13 protein-coding genes are annotated in these 21,404 nt (G+C 64.8%); 2 read left to right on the top strand and 11 right to left on the bottom strand.

Annotation, left to right across the window (positions count from 1 at the left end; genetic code table 11):
- Window positions 1–87 precede the first annotated feature (87 nt).
- Complete coding sequence (locus IAE37_RS15880; protein WP_201175073.1) at window positions 88–1,665, top strand: methyl-accepting chemotaxis protein; 1,578 nt, start codon at window positions 88–90, stop codon at window positions 1,663–1,665.
- 52 nt (window positions 1,666–1,717) lie between these two features.
- Here the strand turns inward: IAE37_RS15880 and IAE37_RS15885 are convergent, their stop codons facing one another.
- From IAE37_RS15885 to pip, 7 genes are all read right to left on the bottom strand, one after another.
- Window positions 1,718–2,452 carry an amino acid ABC transporter ATP-binding protein gene (locus IAE37_RS15885; RefSeq protein WP_201175170.1) on the bottom strand — a complete coding sequence of 245 codons (735 nt, stop codon included), beginning with the start codon at window positions 2,450–2,452 and terminating at the stop codon, window positions 1,718–1,720.
- Window positions 2,445–3,407, bottom strand: a complete 963-nt coding sequence (locus IAE37_RS15890; protein WP_201175075.1) for an amino acid ABC transporter permease — start codon at window positions 3,405–3,407, stop codon at window positions 2,445–2,447. The genes IAE37_RS15885 and IAE37_RS15890 overlap by 8 nt, the downstream gene beginning before the upstream one ends.
- Window positions 3,408–3,484: 77 nt before the next feature.
- Window positions 3,485–4,282: a transporter substrate-binding domain-containing protein gene (locus IAE37_RS15895; protein ID WP_201175173.1), complete on the bottom strand. Its 798-nt coding sequence runs from the start codon at window positions 4,280–4,282 to the stop codon at window positions 3,485–3,487.
- Window positions 4,283–4,534: 252 nt separating this feature from the next.
- Window positions 4,535–7,108 carry a glucans biosynthesis glucosyltransferase MdoH gene (gene mdoH, locus IAE37_RS15900; RefSeq protein ID WP_201175076.1) on the bottom strand — a complete coding sequence of 858 codons (2,574 nt, stop codon included), beginning with the start codon at window positions 7,106–7,108 and terminating at the stop codon, window positions 4,535–4,537.
- Window positions 7,101–8,840: a glucan biosynthesis protein G gene (locus IAE37_RS15905; protein ID WP_328822745.1), complete on the bottom strand. Its 1,740-nt coding sequence runs from the start codon at window positions 8,838–8,840 to the stop codon at window positions 7,101–7,103. The genes mdoH and IAE37_RS15905 overlap by 8 nt, the downstream gene beginning before the upstream one ends.
- Before the next feature lie 263 nt (window positions 8,841–9,103).
- Entirely contained in the window at window positions 9,104–9,541 is a 438-nt protein-coding gene (gene dtd / locus IAE37_RS15910) for a D-aminoacyl-tRNA deacylase (RefSeq protein ID WP_201175080.1), read from the bottom strand.
- Window positions 9,538–10,509, bottom strand: coding sequence for a prolyl aminopeptidase (pip, locus tag IAE37_RS15915; RefSeq protein ID WP_201175082.1), 972 nt, complete (start codon window positions 10,507–10,509; stop codon window positions 9,538–9,540). The genes dtd and pip overlap by 4 nt, the downstream gene beginning before the upstream one ends.
- A gap of 185 nt (window positions 10,510–10,694) precedes the next feature.
- Here pip and IAE37_RS15920 point away from each other — a divergent pair, with 185 nt between their 5' ends.
- Window positions 10,695–16,205 (top strand): dermonecrotic toxin domain-containing protein, encoded by a 5,511-nt coding sequence (locus IAE37_RS15920; protein ID WP_236409996.1) that lies wholly within the window; start codon window positions 10,695–10,697, stop codon window positions 16,203–16,205.
- Window positions 16,206–16,244: 39 nt separating this feature from the next.
- Here IAE37_RS15920 and hutG read toward each other — a convergent pair whose 3' ends face one another.
- The 4 genes from hutG to hutH all read right to left on the bottom strand — a co-directional run bounded on the left by hutG (window position 16,245) and on the right by hutH (window position 21,363).
- On the bottom strand, window positions 16,245–17,045 hold the full coding sequence (gene hutG / locus IAE37_RS15925) for an N-formylglutamate deformylase (protein WP_201175084.1): 801 nt from the start codon (window positions 17,043–17,045) through the stop codon (window positions 16,245–16,247).
- Between the two features lie 10 nt (window positions 17,046–17,055).
- On the bottom strand, window positions 17,056–18,261 hold the full coding sequence (gene hutI, locus IAE37_RS15930; RefSeq protein WP_201175086.1) for an imidazolonepropionase: 1,206 nt from the start codon (window positions 18,259–18,261) through the stop codon (window positions 17,056–17,058).
- A gap of 15 nt (window positions 18,262–18,276) precedes the next feature.
- A complete protein-coding gene (locus IAE37_RS15935; RefSeq protein ID WP_201175088.1) occupies window positions 18,277–19,680 on the bottom strand; it encodes an amino acid permease in 1,404 nt (467 codons plus the stop codon).
- Between the two features lie 153 nt (window positions 19,681–19,833).
- Window positions 19,834–21,363, bottom strand: a complete 1,530-nt coding sequence (gene hutH / locus IAE37_RS15940) for a histidine ammonia-lyase (protein ID WP_201175177.1) — start codon at window positions 21,361–21,363, stop codon at window positions 19,834–19,836.
- Window positions 21,364–21,404 lie beyond the last annotated feature (41 nt).

A 21,404-nucleotide genomic window follows, 5' to 3' on the forward strand; every position in this document is an offset into this window, starting at 1 on the left:
CTTTATAGCCATCAAGTTTCCCCGGCGCGGGCCGATGCCCTGGCAACACAACAATAAATCGTGCTGCCACATGCCGGGGAGTCACCTATGTACCGATGGTTTGCCCAATCGCTGGGCAATGTAAGCGTCAATCGCAAGCTGGGGCTGGGCTTCGGCCTGGTACTGTTGCTCACGCTGCTGATCACTGCCACTGGCTGGACAGGCATGGACGGCATCGTCGCACGGGGCGACAAGCTGGGTAATATCTCGGTGATCCACCAGCACACCCTGGAACTGCGCGTGGCGCGCCAGGCCTATGTGATCAAGCCCGACAGCACCACGCAGGCCCAGATCGATACAGTGCTGGACAACCTCGAGCAACAGATCCAGCGCATGCAGCCGCTGATCGAAAAGCCCAGCGACCAGCAGCGTCTGACCCAGCAACTGGACGCCGCGCGCCAGTATCGTCAGGCCTTCGCCGACTACCGCCTGGCCGGCACCGGCAGCACTGGCGCCGCCCAGGCGTTGCAGCGCATGTCCGAACTGGGCAGCGTGTTGCTCGACACCAGCCAGGCCATGACCCTGTCCCAGACCAAGGTCCGCGACGCCGACGCCCGCCAGGCCAAGGCCCTGCTCGGCGGTGCCACCGCACTGGCCCTGGCCCTTGGCCTGCTTGCCGCCTGGGCGATCACACGGCAGATCGTCATTCCTTTACGCCAGGCCCTGGCGGCCGCCGAGCGCGTGGCCGATGGCGACCTGCGCGAATCGCCACCCGTGGACCGCCGCGACGAGATGGGCCAGTTGCAGGCCAGCATGCAGCGCATGACCGAGAACCTGCGCGGGCTGGTCGGCGGCATTGGCGACGGAGTCACGCAGATCGCCAGCGCCGCCGAGGAGCTGTCGGCGGTGACCGAGCAGACCAGCGCCGGGGTGAACAACCAGAAGGTCGAGACCGACCAGGTCGCTACCGCCATGAACCAGATGACCGCTACCGTGCATGAAGTTGCGCGCAATGCTGAGCAGGCCTCGGAGGCCGCGCTGATGGCCGACCAGCAGGCCCGCGAGGGCGACCGCGTGGTCGGCGAAGCCGTGGCGCAGATCGAGCGCCTGGCCGGCGAGGTGGTGAATTCCAGCGAGGCGATGAACCAGCTCAAGGCTGAAAGCGACAAGATCGGCAGCGTGCTCGACGTGATCAAGTCGGTGGCCCAGCAGACCAACCTGCTGGCCCTCAACGCCGCCATCGAGGCGGCCCGTGCCGGCGAGGCCGGACGCGGTTTTGCCGTGGTCGCCGACGAGGTGCGCAGCCTGGCCCAGCGCACCCAGCAGTCGACCGAAGAGATCGAGGAACTGATCGCCAACCTGCAGAGCGGCACCCAGCGGGTGGCCAGCGTGATGCAGAACAGCCGCGAACTCACCGACAGCAGCGTCGAGCTGACCCGTCGCGCGGGCGGCTCGCTGGACACCATCACCCGCACCGTGTCAGCGATCCAGGCGATGAACCAGCAGATCGCCACGGCCGCCGAGCAACAGAGCGCAGTGGCCGAGGAGATCAACCGGAGCGTGATGAACGTGCGGGATATTTCCGACCAGACGTCGGCGGCGAGTGAGGAGACGGCCAGCTCCAGCGTGGAGCTGGCGCGGCTGGGGACGCACCTGCAGGGACTGGTGGGGCGCTTCAGGCTCTGACGCAGGGCTGGCACCGGCAGCGCCGATGCCAGCCCCCACCCAACCCTGCCCCTTACAACACCTGACGCAAGAACGCCTGGGCTCGCGGATCTTTCGGTGCATCGAAGAACGCCGCGGGCGCGGCATCTTCCAGCAGCTTGCCATGATCGAAGAACAGCACCCGGTCGGCCACTTCCCGGGCAAAGCCCATTTCGTGGGTCACGCAGACCATGGTCATGCCTTCCTGGGCCAGGGTCTTCATCACGTCCAGCACCTCGCCGACCATTTCCGGGTCCAGCGCCGAGGTGGGTTCGTCGAACAGCATCACCTTGGGTTCCATGGCCAGCGCCCGGGCGATCGCCACGCGCTGCTGTTGGCCGCCCGAGAGCCGCGACGGGTACTCATCGGCCTTCTGCGCGATCCCCACCTTCTCCAGCAGTGCCCGCGCCTTGGCTTCGCGCTCGGCCTTGCCCCGCTTGCGCACCACCTTCTGCGCCAGGCACAGGTTCTCCAGCACGGTCATGTGCGGGAACAGGTTGAAATGCTGAAACACCATGCCGACTTCACGGCGGTAGGCATTGATATCGGTCTTCGGGTCATCCAGCCGAACGCCATTGATGGCGACATGGCCCTGGTCGAAATGCTCCAGGCCGTTGAGGCAGCGCAGGAAGGTCGACTTGCCCGAACCCGACGGGCCGAGCACCACCACCACCTCGCCCTTGGCCACCTGGGTGGTGACGTTGTCCACCGCACGCACCACCTGGCCGCGGGTATCGAAGACTTTCAGCAGGTCACGGACTTCAATCACTTTGCGCAAGCCTCCGCTCGAGCCGGCTGGCCAAGTGCGACAGCGGCAGGTTGATCAGCAGGTACAGGCCTGCCACGCAGAACCAGATCTCGAAGGTCGAGAACGAGGTGGTGATGGCCTCTCGGCCGCTCTTGGTCAGTTCGGTGATGGCGATGACCGACACCAGAGAGGTGTCCTTGACCAGGCTGATGAACTGCCCAGCCAGCGGCGGCAGCACACGCTTGAACGCCTGCGGCAGGATCACATGGCGCATCGACTGCGCGGCGTTGAGGCCCAGCGAGCGGGCCGCCTCGTTCTGGCCCTTGGCGATCGACTGCACACCGGCGCGCACGATCTCGGCCACGTAGGCGCCGGTGAACAGCGCCAGTGCCGCCACCCCGGCGAACTCGCGGGACAGGTTGAGCACGGTGCCGATGAAGAAGTAGAAGATGAAGATCTGCACCAGCAGCGGTGTGCCACGCACCAGTTCGACGTAGACGGTCGACAGGTCGCGCAGGGTCGGGTTGCCGGACAACCGGCACAAGCCGGCGACCAGGCCGATCACCAGGCCGAGTGCACCGGACACCACCGAAATCCACAAGGTGGTCCACAGGCCCCAGGCCAGCGGGCCGGCTGCCCAATGGCGGGTCACGCCGACCGGGTCGCCTTCGGCGACATCGTCGCCACGGCTCAGTTGCAGGCTGTCCTTGGCCACGTCGAGCACCTGCTCGTCGCCATTCTCGTCCTTCAGCGTCACACGGGCGCTGTCACCAGAGACGACGATCTCCTGCACGGTGCCATTGCCGGCGGCACGCTGCGCCTCTTCCGCCTGGTAGGCGAAATACTGCGGTACGCGGTTCCAACGCCACTCGTAGGAAATCATCAAAGTGGCCATGTACAGGCTCACCGCCAGGCCCACCAGGACCAGCGCGGTCAACCCATGCCAGGGCCACTGGGCTTTCTTGTGTTTGATCACGTGGGTACTTCCGTAAATGCGAACGCGCAGGTTGTGCCTGCGCGTCGGGGTCAAAGCCGGGGCTTGTGGCCGGGGCCTTATTCCATTTCCTTCAACCAGTCCTTGTTCTTGAACCACTTGTCGTGGATACGATCGTAGGTGCCGTCATGCTTGATCTGGTGCAGGAAGTTGTTGATGAAGTTGATGCTGTCGTAGTCGCCCTTCTTCAGGCCGAACGCCAGTGGCTCGAAGGTGAAAGGCTCGTCGAGGAACACCAGCTTGCCGGCACCGATCTTCTCCACGGCCACCACGTTGTAGGGAGCATCGTAGACGAAGGCGTCAGCCTTGCCGTTGACCAGGTCCATCACCGCTTCCGGCTCATTGTCGTAGCCGTGGTACTTGGCCTTGCTGATCAGCTTCTTGGTGATCATCTCGCCGGTGGTGCCGAGCTTGGAAGTGATGCGGTACTTCTCGTTGTTCAGGTCTTTGTACGACTTGATCTCGCCCGCCAGCTCCTTGCGGATCAGCAGGGTCTGGCCAACGACGATGAACGGTTCGCTGAAGTTGACGCGCAGGTTGCGCTCCTGGGTCAGGGTCATGCCGCTGCCGATCATGTCGAACTTGTTGGTCAGCAGGGCCGGGATGATGCCGTCATAGGCGGTGGAAACCGCTTCGAACTTGACGCCCATGGACTTGGCCATGGCCTTGAGGATATCGACCTCGAAGCCAATGATCTCGCCGCGCTTGTTGGTCATCTGGAACGGCATGTAGGTCGGGTCCATGCCGACCCGCAGGGTGCCGCGCTTGACTGCCTCATCGATGGCGCCGGCCTGGGCCGCCGAGACGGCGACCAGGGCGGTGACACCGACCAGCAATCGCGAGAGGTATTTCTTGATCATCACCAGGTCCCCTAGCAAAGGAATTAGCAGATTTTTTTGTGGGCACGGCCCCAAAGGCTTGTGCGCAATATCGGAGAGGGATGCTAACGCATGGCGGCCCTGGGACCTAGCGTTGGGGGGGACTTTGTTGGCCAAAAACCGGACTGGGGCCTGAAAAGCTTCGCGGGTGAACCCGCTCCTACAGGGACGACGCGATCCCTGTAGGAGCGGCCTTGCGCCGCGAAGGGCCGCATAGCGGCCCTGATTCGATCAAGCGCCGACGAGTTCCGGCTGGCCCTCATTCTCCGGATGCAACGGCAACAGCGGCGAATGCGGATCGCTGTCGATCGAAGTGCGCCAGGCATCGATCCAGGCCGAATGATGCCCTGCCCACACCTGCTCGTGCAGCCGCGACAAGGCCACTGGATCGCTCAGCAGCGCCAGGCGGGTGGCCAGGTCGAGACCTTCCGGGCCGACCTCCAGCGCCTTGGCCACGCGCTCGGCGCGGTAGCCCTCGATAGCCGCAGACTGGCCGTGCCGTGCGGTGCCCATGGCGCAGGCCAGAGCGTTCTGCCGCGGGTCGACCACGGCGCGCACGAAGCCGTCACGCAGCGCATGCCAGCGGTTCTCGTGGGCATACTGGTCGGTGGCCAGCAGTTCCTGCGGGGTGGCGTATTCCTCAGGGATCAGGAACAGCTTCTCGTCCTTGGCCGCCAGGCCCAGGCGCACGCGGCTGGAGATCACCGAAACCGGGATCGACAGCACCAGCGAGCCGACGATCGGCGCCAGCCACCACAGGAAGCTCGGGTTCAACCAGGCCACCAGTCCGGCCCAGGCGAAGCCCAGCAGGGTCTGCGGGCCATGCCGGCGCAGCGCTTCACTCCATGGCGTGGAGTCGTCGTCGCGGCTTGGCGAATTCCAGGTCGCCGCCCAGCCGAGGAACGCGGCCAGCACGAAGCGGGTGTGGAAGATCATCCGCACCGGCGCCAGCAGCATGGAGAACAGCATCTCCATCAGCATCGACAGGGTCACCTTGATGCGCCCGCCGAACTCCGTCGCGCCCTTGGCCCAGATCAAGATGACGCTGAGCAGCTTGGGCAGGAACAGCAGCACGATGGTGGTAGAGAACAGCGCCACGGCTTTTTCCGGGTGCCACTGCGGCCACAGCGGATACAGCTGGTAGGGCTCGATGAAGTACTGCGGCTCCATCAGCGTGTTGGTCGCCAACAGCGCGGTCGACAGCACCAGGAACAGGAACCACAACGGCGCCGACAGGTACGACATCACCCCGGTGAGGAATACCGCGCGGTGCACCGGGTGCATGCCCTTGACCAGGAACAGGCGGAAGTTCATCAGGTTGCCGTGGCACCAACGGCGGTCACGCTTGAGTTCGTCGAGCAGGTTCGGCGGCAGCTCTTCATAGCTGCCCGGCAGGTCATAGGCGATCCACACGCCCCAGCCGGCACGGCGCATGAGCGCGGCTTCGACGAAGTCGTGGGAGAGGATCGCACCGGCGAACGCGCCCTTGCCCGGCAACGGCGCCAGGGCGCAGTGCTCGATGAACGGCTTCATGCGGATGATCGCGTTGTGCCCCCAGTAGTGCGACTCGCCCAGCTGCCAGAAGTGCAGGCCGGCGGTGAACAGCGGGCCGTAGACCCGGGTAGCGAACTGCTGCATGCGCGCATACAGGGTGTCCATGCCCGAGGCTTTCGGCGCGGTCTGGATGATGCCGGCTTCCGGGTTGGCCTCCATCAGGCGCACCAGGCCGCTCAGGCATTCGCCGCTCATCACGCTGTCGGCGTCGAGCACGACCATGTACTTGTACTCGCCACCCCAGCGACGGCAGAAGTCGTCGAGGTTGCCGCTCTTACGCTTCACCCGGCGCCGGCGACGGCGATAGAAGATGCGGCCGAAGCCCTTGGTTTCGCGGCAGACGTCGAGCCAGGCCTGTTGTTCGGCCACGGCGATATCGGTGTCGTTGGTGTCGCTGAGCACGAAGAAGTCGAAGCGGTCGAGGTTACCGCTGGCAGCCACCGACTCGAAGGTGGCGCGCAGGCCGGCGAACACCCGCGGCACGTCTTCGTTGCAGATCGGCATCACCAGCGCGGTGCGTGCCTCGGGGGCGATCGGCTCGCTGCCCGCGCTGCTGCCGGAGATGCGGTACTTGTCACGCCCGGTGAGCAGTTCGAGGAAGCCCATCAGGGCCGTCCAGAAGCCTGCCGAGACCCAGCAGAAGAGGATACCGAAGAGGATCAGGATGGACGTCTGCAAGGCATACGGCCAGACCTGCACCACGGTGTCCCATACCGACTGGCTGAGGATCTCGTCGAGGTCGACGAACGACCAGCCCTGGTACGGCAGGATGCCCTTCATGTACCAGCCGGCGACGATGGTCTGGCCGATCATCAAGGCCAGCAGGATATAGCGGCGGATCGAACCGACAGTACGCCAGCGCGCTGGCGGCAGTTCGCGCTTGGGCGGCTGCGGGGCGTTGCTGCGGCCGGTCAGGCGCCGCCACATGCGGATCAGGACATTGGTGCGCCAGGGCTCGGGGACCACCCGGGTACGCTGGATCGGCGGCGCGATCTTCAGGCACAGCCGGCCATTGCCGTCGACGCCGAGCATCTCGGCATCTTCCAGCTCGGCGGCGCTGCCTACGGTCAGGCGCGCGCCAACCGAGGCCTGCACGGCCTCGGCGGGGGCGGCGGCCGGGTTGGCCGCCAGGCGTTGGTGCAGCTCACCGAACGAGGTGCAGCTGGCGAGTTCCGCGCGCTGCTCATCGCTCAGTGGGAGGTGGGCCAGGTATTCGCCAAGCGATTCCGGCCTTGCGCTTGAGTTACTCATCGGCAGGCAACTGATAGCTCCAGGTCTCGGTCAGCACCTGTTCGGTGGTGGCCGGGGTCCCGTTGGTGGACGCCGCATCGGCGGCAGGTTGTTCGGCCTTGGCGGTAGCGTCCGCCTTGGTGGCCTTGTCGGCCTTGGCATGCTTGGCAGCGGCCTTGTCCTGCTTGGCGTCCTGGGCAGCCTTGGGTGCTTCGACCGGCACGTCACGCACCAGCGCAGCACGCATTTCGGTCGACTTGTTGGCTTCCTTGACCTTCAATCGCAGGGTCAGGCGCCAGCCCTTGGTCTCCGGGTTGTAGCGCAGGTTGTTCTCGACCACCTCGGCGTTGTCGTCGACGCTGATCTGGCTGCGCAGCGCGGTATCTTCCGGCAGGGCGGCCAGCGCAGGGCCGGCGAAGTCGACCAGGAAGGCGACGCTGCCGTCAGGCTGGCGGATCAGGTTGGACTGCTTGACGTCGCCGGTGGAGCGCAGGGTCTGCTTGACCCAGCCCAGGTCGGGGGCCTGGAACTTCGGCTCGTCGATGGTCCAGTGCAGGCGGTAGGCGTATTCGATCGGCTCGCCGGCCTCAGGCAGCTTCTCCGGGCTCCAGAACGCAACGATGTTGTCGTTGGTCTCGTCGGCGGTCGGGATCTCGACCAGGTCGACGGTGCCCTTGCCCCAATCGCCCTTCGGCTCGATCCAGGCGCTCGGGCGCTTCTGGTAGTTGTCGTCGAGGTCTTCGTAGCCGCTGAAGGCGCGCTGGCGCTGCATCAGGCCGAAACCACGCGGGTTCTCGACGCTGAAGTTGCTCACGGACAGATGCTTCGGATTGTTCAGCGGGCGCCACAGCCACTCGCCATTGCCGGCATGGATCGACAGACCTTCGGAGTCATGCAGGGCCGGACGGTAGTTGAGGACCTTGGACGGCTGGTTGGGGCCGAACAGGTACATGCTGGTCAGTGGGGCGATGCCCAGGCGGCTGACGTGGTCACGCAGGAACACCCGCGACTGCACGTCGACCACGGTATCGTTGCCCGGGCGCAGGATCAGCTTGTAGGCACCGGTGGAACGCGGCGAGTCGAGCAGGGCATAGATCACCAGGTGCTTGTCGGTCGGCTTGGGCTTCTCGACCCAGAACTCGGTGAAGCGCGGGAACTCTTCGCCCGACGGCAGCGCGGTGTCGATGGCCAGGCCGCGGGCCGACAGGCCGTACACGTGGCCCTTGCCGACCACGCGGAAATAGCTGGCGCCAAGCAGGGTCATGATCTCGTCCTGCTTGTCGGCCTTGTTGATCGGGTAGAGCACGCGGAAACCGGCATAGCCGAGGTTTTTGGTGGTTTCCGGGTCGTGCGGCACGTCACCGAACTCGAAGCGGCTCGGGTCGTACTTGATTTCCTCCACCGTGGTGGCGGTGACTTCGTTGATTTTCACCGGGGTGTCGAAGTGCATGCCCTGGTGATAGAAGGAAAGCTTGAAGGGGGTCTTGTCCTTGGCCCACTCCGCTTTCTCTTGCAGGAAGTGAATCTTCTGATAGTCAGCGAATTTCATGTCACGGAAAATCGCCGGCAGATTGCTTTTCGGTGCTTCGTACTTCTGGCCGGCCAGATCCTTTGCCTTGGCTGCAACATCGTCAAGATTGAACGCCCACAGCTGGCCCGCGCTCATCAGGCCGAACAGTGCCACACCGGTCATTAGCGCGCTGCGCAGCCGGGTACCTGGGATTCTTGACGCTTTTTGGGGACTTACAATCACGAGCAACCCTCGCCGAAAACAGATCATGAAACCAACGGCCAGCTACCAAAGCCGGGTTGGCGAGCACTGTTCGGACCCCGTGAGGGCGTAATGATTCCCCAAACGGATCCACACAATGCTCGAGTGGGAGTGAAACGAACCTGCGAACGCAGGCCCACGCAGCGCGCGATTATCCAGCAGGTCGCGTGACAACGCATCAGGCTTGTACAACTATTTATCGTACAAAACCCCTTGTTTTCCTACAAACACGGGGTTTTTCGACCTCATATTTGTAACATAAATGTCACAGGGCCATCATTCACCAGGTGCACCTGCATGTCCGCGCCAAACCGCCCGCTAGCCACATCGCCATGCTGGCCCTGGGCTTGTTCCAGCAGATAATCGAACAGCTCGGCCCCCAGCGCCGGGGGTGCCGCCGTGGAGAAGCTCGGCCGCATGCCGCTGCGCGTGTCGGCCGCCAGGGTGAACTGCGACACCAGCAGCAGGCCACCGGCGACATCCTTGAGCGACAGGTTCATCTTGCCCTGCGGGTCGCTGAACACCCGGTAGTTGAGCAGCTTGTGCAAGAGTTTGTCGGCATGCTCGCGGGTATCGCCAGGCTCCACCGCCACCAGCACCAGCAGGCCCTGGTCGATGGCACCGACGATTTCCCCGCCGACCTCGACGCGCGCGCCACGCACGCGCTGCAGCAGGCCCTTCATGCTTCTTCCAGGGGCAGGTCGAGCAGGCGCCGGGCCATCTGGTCGGCGGCGCGCACCAAGGCATCGGTGATGCCTGGCTCGGAGGCCGCGTGGCCAGCGTCGCGAATGACCTTGAGCTCGCTGTTCGGCCAGGCCTGGTGCAGCGCCCAGGCGTTGTCCAGTGGGCAGATCACGTCGTAGCGGCCATGCACGATCACCGCCGGCAGGTGGGCGATCGTGGGCATGTCGCGGATCAGCTGGTCAGGCTCGAGGAAGGCATCGTTCATGAAGTAGTGGCATTCGATGCGGGCGATCGACAGCGCCCGGGTCGGCTCGGAGAAGCGGTCGACCACCAGCGGATTGGGGCGCAGGGTGGCGGTACGGCCTTCCCAGGTGGACCAGGCCTTGGCCGCGTGCATCTGGGCGATCTGGTCGTTGCCAGTCAGGCGCTTGTGGAAGGCTTTGACCAGGTCGCCGCGTTCTTCGGGGGGGATCGGTGCGATGTAGTCCTGCCAGTAGTCGGGGAACAGGCGGCTGGCACCGGCCTGGTAGAACCACTCGATTTCCTGCGGCCGGCACAGGAAGATGCCACGCAGGATCAGGCCATGCACCCGCTCGGGATGCTTCTGGGCGTAGGCCAGGGCCAGGGTCGAGCCCCACGAGCCACCGAACAGCACCCACTTGTCGATGCCCAGGTGCTCACGGATGCGTTCCATGTCCTCGACCAGATGCCAGGTGGTGTTGTTTTCCAGGCTCGCATGGGGCGTCGAGCGACCACAGCCGCGCTGGTCGAAGGTGATGATGCGGTACAGGTTGGGGTCGAAGTAGCAACGGCTCTGGGCATCGCAGCCCGCGCCAGGGCCGCCGTGGATGAACACCACCGGCAGACCTTCCGGCGAACCGCTCTCATCGACATACAACACATGCGGCGCTTCCACGGCCAGATCGTGCCGGGCGTAGGGTTTGATCTGCGGATACAGGGTCTGCATTGCGCACTCCGTGTGAGGATGGGTTCGGCCGTGGGCCATCATAAACCTGAATTGCGCTTTGAGCATGTATCTGTGGCGAGATCGAGCATACGCAGCTGACCGCAAGGCCTGCCCTAGGTATCTACCACTTGCCAGCCAGGCATCGCGCCATAGTCCTCTGCCCCTCCCCTGCAATGGACTACCGCATGTCGACATCAGCCAGTATCCCACTCGGGCGCCATTACGCGACGATCGAACAGAAAATCCCCACCTGGCTCAAGGAAAGCACGCCCGAGGCGCGCGCAGGCCTGCGCAACTGGCAGCATGCCCCCGCCTGGCTGGCTGCTGCTGTCCAGCGACACCCTGAGGTTGCCAAGGCATGGCAGGAAGAACATGCCCGCCATCGCCAGCACCAGGCCAGTGTCCGCGCACTGTTCGAACACCTCCCCGACCTGGAAACCTACGCCCGCCGGTTGCTGACCGACGCAATCAAGCAGCGCTTCGGCCTGGATCTGGACGTCGACAACACCTACCTGGTGGATGCCCGCCTGATCGACGCGTCCTCCGCCATCGATGGGCGCCAGGCGGTCGAAAAGGCGACCCGTTCGCTCCTGCAGTGTGCACTGCACAATTTCGACGCCGGCGCTGCGCAGGAAAATGGCATGGACGCGCCGGATGCGCCTCTGAAGAAGTCTGTGATTCTCGACCATCGCCGCTTCATGGGCAGCGTGCCGATCAGCAACGCGGTCGAGATGGGCGCCGAAGCATTTGCCGGTCTTTGCCGCAATCTGGATCTCGGCCGCAAGTATCACGACCTGGTGCACGCCATCTACTACCCTGCCGCTACGCCAGGGTCGAGCGCGGATGAAGCGGCGTTGAAGGTATACCAGACACTCGGGCGAGCGGAAGTATCGGCATTCAGGCAGTCGCTGCACTTTGCCCGCCTGAAAGGCGACATCAGCGCAGCGCTCTACACTGGCGCACTGGCCCTCCCACTCGACCAGGCCCCGGCGGCGGGCTCACCCGTCACGATCAGCAGGCTCAGCCTCTGGGAGGCCGAGCTGACCGGTCTCGCCATCCTCGAGCTGAACGCGCCAGGGCAAGCGAGCGTGGCCCTCTACACCCCGCAAGACAACGAGTTCCCACTGAAGGAATTCGCCACGTGGGAAGCGTTGCAGGCGCACTTGAGCGACAGACTTCGCAACGACATCCACTATCTCGACCCGCACATCGCCGAACGGGACAAAACCTCGGTCGCCCTGCGCCTGAAGGATCGCCTGACACCCACCGGCTGGAGCATCCGTGGCCTGCAAGAGCCTGTATCAGACCCGCACGCGACCCTGCACCCCGTCGCCCGGCCGTTTACCCATGCCTTCCAGGGCTTCATGGCCTTTCAGAAAGCAGAGCGCCATGAGAAAGACGCGCTGTACCACGCCACACCCACCGAGATCGTCGACCGACGCAGCGCCCAGGCCCACCGCCAACGGATTGCCAACGGTGTGCTGGCCGGTTTGAACATCGCCGGTTTCTTCGTACCTGGGCTGGGCGAAGCGATGCTCGCCCTGTGCGTGACCCAGTTGGCCTTCGAGCTCTACGACGGTATCGAAGCCTGGGAGAAAGACGAACGTGACACCGCCTATGGGTACCTGGTCGATGTCATCGAGAATGTAGCGGTAATGGCCACTCTTGCTGCGGCAGCCAAGGTGTTGAAAGGTCTGCACGGTGGGGCAGGCTCCGCAGCAGAAGCCCCACCAGCAGAGCTCCCGGAGATCGAACGCATGCCAGTGGAGACTCCGTCCTTCATCGAGGAGTTGGATCACGTCGAAATGCCCGATGGCCAGGTACGTCTCTGGAAGCCAGACCTCACGCCCTACCAGCACAGCGACGTGCTGCCCCCGGAGCTGGTACCGGATTCACTCGGCCTTCGCCATTACAACGGTAAGCGCTGGCTGGAGATACAAGGCGATCGCTACGTCGTCGAGCAGGTCCACCCGAGCGCGGACTACCGCCTGCAACACCCGGAAAACCCGCACCGCTACAGGCCGGTCGTCCGGCACAACGGCGCTGGCGCCTGGCTGCATCGCACCGACCAGCCAGCGACTTGGAAGGGTATGACCTTGCTGCGCCGGATCGGCCACTTGAGCGCGCATTTCGACGACTCGACTTTACAACGCATGCTGCTCATCAGCGATGTCCACGAAGATGCGCTGCGCCGGGCGCTGGTCGAGAACCAGCGGCTGCCGGCCTTGCTTGAAGACACCCTGCAGCGCTTCAGGCTGGACCAGACGATCAGTCAACTACCCGGCAGCAGCGCGCGGTTCGCCGATTTCACGCGGGCTTATGCCGACACTCCAGTTACCCAGGCGCCAGGCCCCGAAACCCTCCGGCGGGCGTACCCACAACTGCCGTCGAGCGTGGTCGACGAACTGGTGCGTAGCGCTGATGCCAACGAACGGCAGACGCTGGCAACCGGCAAGGTGCCTCTGCGCCTTGGCGAGGAAATCCGCGTTTACCTGCAACAGGTACGCCTGGCACGCGCCTACGAAGGCCTTTATCTGGACAACGTGCGAAGCTGGGACTGCGACCAACTGATCATCCACGCCCTGCAGCGACTGCCCGAATGGCCGGCCGAAACTCGCCTGGAATTGCGCCAGCACAGATTCTGGCCCGCGCAGCGCATGAGCATCGGCCCGACCGACGCCCGTTGGCACGGCACCATCACCTGTGCCGAACAGGGTTACATCGTCCATGCCACGCCACCGTCGGACACAGCCGTGACGGCCTTGGCCAACCTGTATGCCGCCTTGTTCGAAGCACTGCCTGAAGCCATGGGGCACCTAGGCGTCAGCGATGCCGACGCACTGCGCCTGAAGCTGCAACAAAACCCACCGCCGCGCGCGTCATCACGCCAGGCACTGGGCATGCGTCCGATAAAACCTGGCTATCGTTCCCCCATGCGCCTTGCCGATGGCCGCCTCGGCTACCCGCTCAGTGGGGGGCCGACGGCTGCGGGCATCAGCCCCCGGCCCCTGCTCGAGGCCGTTGCAGCAACAGGCCTGCCCGAACGCACGCGCTGGTCGGCAGAGCAAATCCTGATGCGGCTCACCAGCTCCGGCCGCACTCAAGTGGAAATCCTCGCGTACCTGCAGCAGTTGCTGGAACAACGCCTGGAACTCCAGAGCAGGCTGGATGAATGGTACGACGGTATCGTTTCGGGGTCGGACGATGCAGCGGCGCACGAGAACGTACGCAACCAGATCATGCAGCATTGGTTCGACACCGCCCTGGACGAGGGCGACCCACATACCGCACAGCTCAGCGTGACCCGCGTGCCCCTGGCCGATATCCCGATGAATCTGCCCGACCCCTTCACTTCGCGTGTGCGCAGGCTGCATTTGCTCGATCTGACATCGGCTGGCACCGCTGGCTGGGCCCAGCACGGCCGTCTGCTGCAGCGCCTGTTGCGCCAGCTGCCGCAGCTCGAGGAGCTGGTGATCACCCGCCCCTATGATGCCCGGGCAACGCCCTCGTCCTTTCTGTTCAGCCTCGGCACCATCAGCCAGCACTTGCCTGGCTTGCGATCGCTAACCTTCACCAACCAGAACATCCCGCTCAGTGCGCAGAACCTGGTCGACGTGTCCGGCCTGCCCGAACTCCGCCGCCTGGACCTCAGTGGCAATCGGTTCGCCCAGCGCGACAGCCCCAGCCTGCACGCGTTGTCGTTGGAGTACCTGGGGCTGGATGACATGCAGCTCAGCCAATGGCCCATCGGGCTTGGCAGCGATGCCATGGGGCGGATGGGGCATGTTTCGCTGCGCAACAACAACCTGAGGTCGCTGCCGACATTCCTCCTCGAGCAACCCGACCTTGCCCTGCACAACACGGTGCTCTCGCTGGAGGGCAACGATATCAACGACGACCACCTGCAGCGCCTGTTGCTGAATGAAAGCCGCCTCACGTCGCATGTCAACGTCGACCGCTCGCCCGAACTCACCGAACGGCTGGGGCGAGTCCGCCAGGAGCGACAACAGTTGCGCGACGCCATCGACGGCTGGGCCCAGGCATCGAGTTCCAGCACACCACTGACCCAGGCCATGCTGGAGGACCGACAACGCATCGCCCACGCGATCAACCAGTTCTGGGAGAACCAGGAACGCGGCCTGCGTTACCTGCGCTTGCAACTGGCAGATGTGGCACTGGAACACTTCCCGCGAAGGCTACCGTCATTCTTCAACGAACGTGTGAATGCGTTGACGCTGACCGGCGTGAGTGGCTCCAGCGCACAGCTCGAAGAACTACTCAGCCGCTTTCCCAACATCACCCGCCTGACCATCGACGCCCACGTGGCTGCCACGCCAACGCTCGCAACGGCCCTTACCCGCCTGCGCAGGCTGACGCACCTGGAGTTTCGCAGCATGGGGCTGGAGATCGACCAGGACATGTTCGAAGCGTTCGGCCGCCTGACCAACCTCACTTCGCTGGACCTCTCCGGCAACCGCCTGGGTGTGATTACCGAGGTGCCTGCAAGCCTGGCCACACGCTTGACTTCATTGAGCCTGAGCAACATGGATCTGCAAGCCTGGCCCGCCTGGTGTGACCGCTTATTGCCGCTGGAACTGCTGGACCTGAGCAGCAACCACATTCCGCAGTTACCGGACTACGTGCTGCACAACCTGGAAAACCGCATGCCAATCTCATCGATCGCATTGTTCGACAACCCCTTGGCGGTCGATACCGTCCTGCGTATGCGCGCTTACTCGGAGAGCCAGCATAGCTTCACCTTTGGCCTGGACCCTGACAACCTGCTGCTGACCGATACCACCAGTGAAGGCTCGCTGCCCGAGCATCCGCACTTTCCGCTGACCGGTGACGACACTCCAAGGGTCGAACTATGGGCGCTGGGCAACCCGGAGCAGAACGAGGCCCTGGAAGATTGCTGGGCGCAGTTGCAGCGACTGGATGACGGCGCCAACTTGCTGCGCCTGGCCGGGCGCTTGCGCAACGCCGCACCATACGTCGACCTGACGTCGCAAGCCGACTTCTGCGAGCGCGTGCGCCTGATGCTGGTCACTGCGGCGACACACCCGCAGATGCGACCGACCATGAGCGTGATTGCCGCAGAAGGGCTACCCGACCCGGTAACCGGCTGGCAAACCTGCCACGATGGCGCGCTTCAGGCCTTCAACAACATCGAACTGTACGTCATGAACAGCCGGGTGCTGACCGATGCCGGGGATAGCTTGCAGGCGCTTTTCCGGCGCCTGCGCCAGCTGTACCGGATGGGCCAGTTGGAGCTGCTGGCCAGCCAGCGCACGGCGCCAGGCGACCACGTCTCGGTACGTCTGGCCTACCGACGCGAGCTCGCCGCTGAACTGGACTTGCCGATTGCCGACAGCATGCGCTTTCGAAGTGCTGCCCAACTGGCCCCAGGTGAATTGGCGGGCGTGCTGGAGCAGGTGCGAGCAAGGGAAAGCGGAGACGCCTTCATGCAGTCCCTGATGGCGAACCCCTACTGGACCGATCGCCTGCGTCTTGAACACGCCGACCGCTTCGCCAGGATCGTCGAACGTTTCGGTGAGCGCGTGCAGGAGCTGAGCGCGCTGGACCTGCCTTTGCAGGAAGAGCTCACGCTGCAGCAGGGGCTGCAGGATGACAAGGACCAGGAAGACAGGGACTTGCTCCAGGATCTGACCCGGCCTTTTTTCAACCACGACTGAACGACGCCGGTGCCCCTTGGCAGGGGCACTTCCTGGCGGCTACCCGTAGTGCGCCCGCCCCCAGGCCAAAAAGACCTCCAGCAGCTTGCGCAAGACCGCCTGCGTGGGCTGGGCCAGGTCCTGTCGATAAGCGAACGGCGCCACTTCGTCCATGTAGGTACTCTGGGCCAACTCCAGTTGCACCGCATGGATGTGATGGGATGGGTCACCATAGTGTCGAGTGATGTGCCCGCCCTTGAATCGGCCATTGAGTACATGGCTGTACCCCGGTGCCTGGGCGCAGGCTGCCTGCAGCTGCTCAGCCAGGCGCGGGTCGCAACTGGCCCCATCGAAGGTGCCAAGGTTGAAGTCCGGCAGCTTGCCATCGAACAGGTTCGCAATCAGCGAGCGAATCGAGTGGGCATCCCACAACAGCGCGTAGCCATGGGCTTCACGCAGACGTGCCAACTCGCGGCGGATCGTATCGTGATAGGGCCGCCAGATCGTTTCCAGGTAGGTTTTGCGTTCGTCGGCGCTCGGCTCGAGCGTTTCCTTGAACAGCGGCTCGCCATCGAACAGGGTCGCCGGATACAAGCCAGTGGTGGCGCCGGCGTACAACGGCCTGTCGTCCTCTGGGCGGTTCAGATCGATGACGAACCGAGAATACTCCGCTGCCAATACGCTGGCGCCCAGTTCGCGGGCGAAGTCATAAAGACGCGGAATGTGCCAGTCCGTGTCGGGTAGGCCGCGTGCCTGCTCGACCAAGCCTTTCTCCACAGCCGGGGTCAGCTTGAGGCCGGCATGGGGGATGCTGATCAGCAGCGGCAAACGGCCTTGGTGGAAACTCAGTACCTTGTCCATCGTGCCTCACTCAGTTGGAAATCTCATGGCCCTTGCGCACCACGCGCTTGGGCAGCTCGCCACCCAGCCAGTAGGCCAGGTCGGCGGGGCGATCGATCTGCCAGGCGACGAAGTCGGCCAGCTTGCCCGCCTCCAGCACCCCATGGCTGGCGCTCAGCCCCAAGGCGGCTGCAGCGTGCACGGTGACACCGGCCAAGGCCTCCTCAGGGGTCATACGGAACAACGTGCAGCCCATGTTCAGCATCAGCCGCAGCGACAGCACCGGTGAAGTGCCGGGGTTGAGATCGCTGGCCAGCGCAACCTTCACGCCGTGGCGTCGCAAGGTGTCCAGCGGCGGCAGCTGGGTCTCGCGCAGGAAGTAGAACGCCCCCGGCAGCAGCACGGCGACAGTGCCGGCCGCCGCCATCGCCCGGGCATCGTCCTCGGTCATGAACTCCAGGTGGTCTGCCGACAACGCCTGGTAGCGCGCCGCCAGGCTGGCACCGCCCTGGGACGACAACTGTTCGGCGTGCAGCTTGACCGGCAGACCCAGTTCACGCGCCTTGATGAACACCCGCTCGACCTGCGCTGGCGAGAACGCCAGGTGCTCGCAGAAAGCATCCACCGCGTGCACCAGGCCCTCATCGGCCAACGCCGGCAGCATCTCATCGCAAATGTGGCTGATGTAGTCGTCGGCCCTGCCGCCGTATTCCGGCGGCAGGGCATGGGCGGCCAGGCAAGTGGCGCGCACGGTCAGCGGCAGCTCGTCGGCCAGGCGCCGGGCCACACGCAGCATCTTGCGCTCGTTGGCCAGGTCCAGGCCGTAGCCGGACTTGACCTCGATCGTGGTCACGCCATCGCGCATCAACGCCTGCACCCGTTGCCGGGCACTGGCGAAGAGTTCGTCTTCACTGGCTGCGCGGGTCGCCCGCACAGTGCTGGCGATACCGCCGCCCTGGGCGGCGATCTCGGCGTAGCTCACGCCTTGCAGGCGCTGCTCGAACTCGCCACTGCGATTACCACCGAACACCGCATGGGTATGGCAGTCGATCAGCCCGGGCGTGACCCAGGCGCCGCCCATGTCGACCTCGCGATCGGCCTCGACTGGTTGCAGCTCGGTACGCGGGCCGATCCACTCGATCAACCCGGCGCTGGTGACGATCGCCGCGTCCTCGATGATCGAGTACCGGCCACCGACCATGGTTGCCGCGTGGCAGTGCTGCCATAGGGTTCGCATCAACACTCTCCTCGACTAGCGGTGCGATTCGACCACGACCTCGGCCTGCGCGGCCTGCCCCGCCCTCGGCTTGCACCAGAGCAGGTAGGACGCCACCAGGAACACCACCCAGACCACCCCGACCAGCAGTGCCGCCTGGGTGTCCGGGAAGTAACCGAGCACACCGAAAATGAACAGCATGAAAGCAATCGCCAGGGCCGGGCCATACGGCCAGAACGGCACCGGGAAGCCGAGCTGGGCAACCTCTGCCTTGCTCATGCGCCGGCGCATGGCGACTTGGGTCAGCAAGATCATCAGCCACACCCACACCGTAGCAAAGGTGGCGATCGAGGCGATCAGCAGGAACACGTCCTCGGGGATCAGGTAGTTCAACACCACGCCGACCAGCAATGCAGCGCCCATCACCACCACGGTCATCCACGGCACGCCATGTTTCGACAGCTTGCCGAACCCACGCGGTGCCTGGCCGTGCTGGGCCAGGCCGTACATCATGCGACCGGCGCCGAAGATGTCGCTGTTGATCGCCGACACTGCCGCCGAGATCACCACGATGTTGAGCACCGCCGCCGCGGAGCCGATCCCGAGGTTGCTGAAGATCTGCACGAACGGGCTGCCCTGGCTGCCGATTTGCGGCCACGGGTACAGGCACATCAGCACCAGCAGGGTCAGCACGTAGAACAGCAGGATGCGCAGCGGCACGGCATTGATCGCCTTGGGGATCACCCGCTGCGGGTCCTTGGCTTCGCCGGCAGTGACGCCGATGATCTCGATGCCGCCAAAGGCGAACATCACCACGGCGAAAGAGGCGATCAGGCCTGCGACACCATTGGGCATGAAGCCGCCGTGCTCCACCAGGTTGGCGATGCCAACCGCAGGGCTGCCATCCGCCTGGCTGAAGCCGAAGGCGATGATGCCCAGGCCGGCAAGGATCATGGCGACGATGGCGGCGACCTTGAGCAGCGACAGCCAGAACTCCAGCTCACCGAACACCTTGACGTTGCACAGGTTCAGGCCACCGATGACGAAGACGATCCCCAGCACCCAGATCCAACGCGCCACCTCGGGGAACCAGAAGCCCATGTAGATGCCGAACGCGGTGACGTCGGCGATGGCGACGATGACCATTTCGAAGGCGTAGGTCCAGCCGAGGATGAACCCGGCCATCGGGCCCAGGTAGGTGCTGGCATAGTGGCCGAAGGAGCCGGCCACCGGGTTGTGCACGGCCATTTCGCCGAGCGCGCGCATGACCATGAACACTGCCGCGCCGCCAATCAGGTAGGCCAGCAGCACGGCCGGGCCGGCCATCTGGATGGCCGAGGCGGAGCCGTAGAACAGGCCGGTGCCGATGGCCGAGCCAAGGGCCATGAAGCGGATATGGCGAGCACTGAGCCCGCGCTTGAGACCTTGAGCTTGTTGCATGTCACGTCCTTATATTGTTGTTCTGGTCGTGAAATCGAGTGGGGCTGCCTTGCAGCCCGATCGCGGCGCAAGGCCGCTCCTACAGGCCCTACGCGACCTCCGTGGTAGGAGCGGGCTTGCCCCGCGAAGGGCCGCATAGCGGCCCCAGGGCCATCAAAGGCTAGGCAGCACCCCACCCGGCAGCAGCCCGGTCAGGCTGCCCGTGGCCAACAACGCGACGGCGGCCTCGATGTCCGGCGCGAAGAAACGGTCGCGGTCGTAGTGCGGTACCTCGCGGCGCAGCACCTGGCGCGCCTGCTCCAGCTTGGCCGAGGTCTTCAGCCCCTTGCGCAGGTCCAGGCCCTGGCAGGCACCCAGCCATTCGATGGCCAGTACGCCGCGGGTGTTCTCGGCCATTTCCCACAAGCGCTTGCCCGCAGCCGGGGCCATCGACACATGGTCTTCCTGGTTGGCCGAGGTCGGCAGGCTGTCGACGCTGTGCGGGTGCGACAAGGCCTTGTTCTCGCTGGCCAACGCGGCAGCGGTGACCTGGGCGATCATGAAGCCGGAGTTGACCCCGCCGTTTTCCACCAGGAACGGCGGCAACTGCGACATGTGCTTGTCCATCATCAGCGAGATGCGCCGCTCGCTCAGCGAACCGATCTCGGCGATCGCCAGGGCGATGTTGTCGGCGGCCATGGCCACGGGTTCGGCGTGGAAGTTGCCACCGGAGATCACGTCGCCTTCGGCGGCGAACACCAGCGGGTTGTCCGATACCGCGTTGGCCTCGATGCCCAGCACCTCGGCGGCCTGGCGCAACTGGGTCAGGCAGGCGCCCATGACTTGCGGCTGACAGCGCAGCGAGTACGGGTCCTGGACCTTGTCGCAGTTCTTGTGCGACAGCGACACTTCGCTCGAATCGCCCAGCAGGTCGCGGAAACAGGCGGCTGTATCGATCTGTCCGCGCTGGCCACGGGCTTCATGGATGCGCGCATCGAACGGTGCCCGCGAGCCCAGCGCCGCCTCGACGCTCAGGCCGCCGCAGGCGATGGCCGCGGCGTACAGGTCTTCGGCCTGGAACAGCCCGCGCAGGGCATAGGCGGTGGAGGCCTGGGTGCCATTGAGCAGGGCCAGGCCCTCTTTGGCGGCCAGGGTCAGCGGCTCGAGGCCGGCCACCGCCAGGGCCTCGGGCGCCGACAGCCACTGGCCCTGGTGGCGGGCCTTGCCCTCGCCGAGCAGCACCAGCGACATGTGCGCCAGCGGCGCGAGGTCGCCGGAAGCACCCACCGAGCCCTTCAGGGGAATATGCGGGTAGACCTCGGCATTGACCAAGGCGATCAGGGCGTCGATGACCTTGCGGCGGATGCCGGAGAAACCACGGCTGAGGCTGTTGATCTTGAGCACCATGATCAGCCGCACCAGCGCGTCGTCCAGCGGCGCGCCGATGCCGGCGGCGTGCGACAGCACCAGCGAACGCTGCAGGTTTTCCAGGTCGTGGCTGGCGATGCGGGTCGAGGCCAGCAGCCCGAAGCCTGTGTTGATGCCATAGGCGGTGCGGTCTTCGGCGATGATCCGCTCGACGCAAGCGACGCTGGCATCGATGGCTGGCGCGGCGCTGGCGTCCAGCCGCAGGTGAACCGGCGCGGCATGGATGGCGCGCAGTTGGGCCAAGGTCAGGGTGCCGGGCTTGAGGGTCAGTTCGATCACTTCGCTACTCCAGTTCTGGCGAGGCCCACGGGCCCCTT

It is taken from the genome of Pseudomonas sp. S31 (genome assembly GCF_016648105.1).
In the GTDB taxonomy this organism is placed as follows: domain Bacteria; phylum Pseudomonadota; class Gammaproteobacteria; order Pseudomonadales; family Pseudomonadaceae; genus Aquipseudomonas.

What these genes read in the sequence shown, in the direction of transcription:
- dtd (WP_201175080.1), bottom strand. Translation starts at nt 9,541, where the DNA reads ATGAAGGGCCTGCTGCAGCGCGTGCGTGGCGCGCGCGTCGAGGTCGGC.
- mdoH (WP_201175076.1), bottom strand. Translation starts at nt 7,108, where the DNA reads ATGAGTAACTCAAGCGCAAGGCCGGAATCGCTTGGCGAATACCTGGCC.
- hutI (WP_201175086.1), bottom strand. Translation starts at nt 18,261, where the DNA reads ATGCGAACCCTATGGCAGCACTGCCACGCGGCAACCATGGTCGGTGGC.
- hutG (WP_201175084.1), bottom strand. Translation starts at nt 17,045, where the DNA reads ATGGACAAGGTACTGAGTTTCCACCAAGGCCGTTTGCCGCTGCTGATC.
- IAE37_RS15920 (WP_236409996.1), top strand. Translation starts at nt 10,695, where the DNA reads ATGTCGACATCAGCCAGTATCCCACTCGGGCGCCATTACGCGACGATC.
- IAE37_RS15935 (WP_201175088.1), bottom strand. Translation starts at nt 19,680, where the DNA reads ATGCAACAAGCTCAAGGTCTCAAGCGCGGGCTCAGTGCTCGCCATATC.
- IAE37_RS15880 (WP_201175073.1), top strand. Translation starts at nt 88, where the DNA reads ATGTACCGATGGTTTGCCCAATCGCTGGGCAATGTAAGCGTCAATCGC.
- pip (WP_201175082.1), bottom strand. Translation starts at nt 10,509, where the DNA reads ATGCAGACCCTGTATCCGCAGATCAAACCCTACGCCCGGCACGATCTG.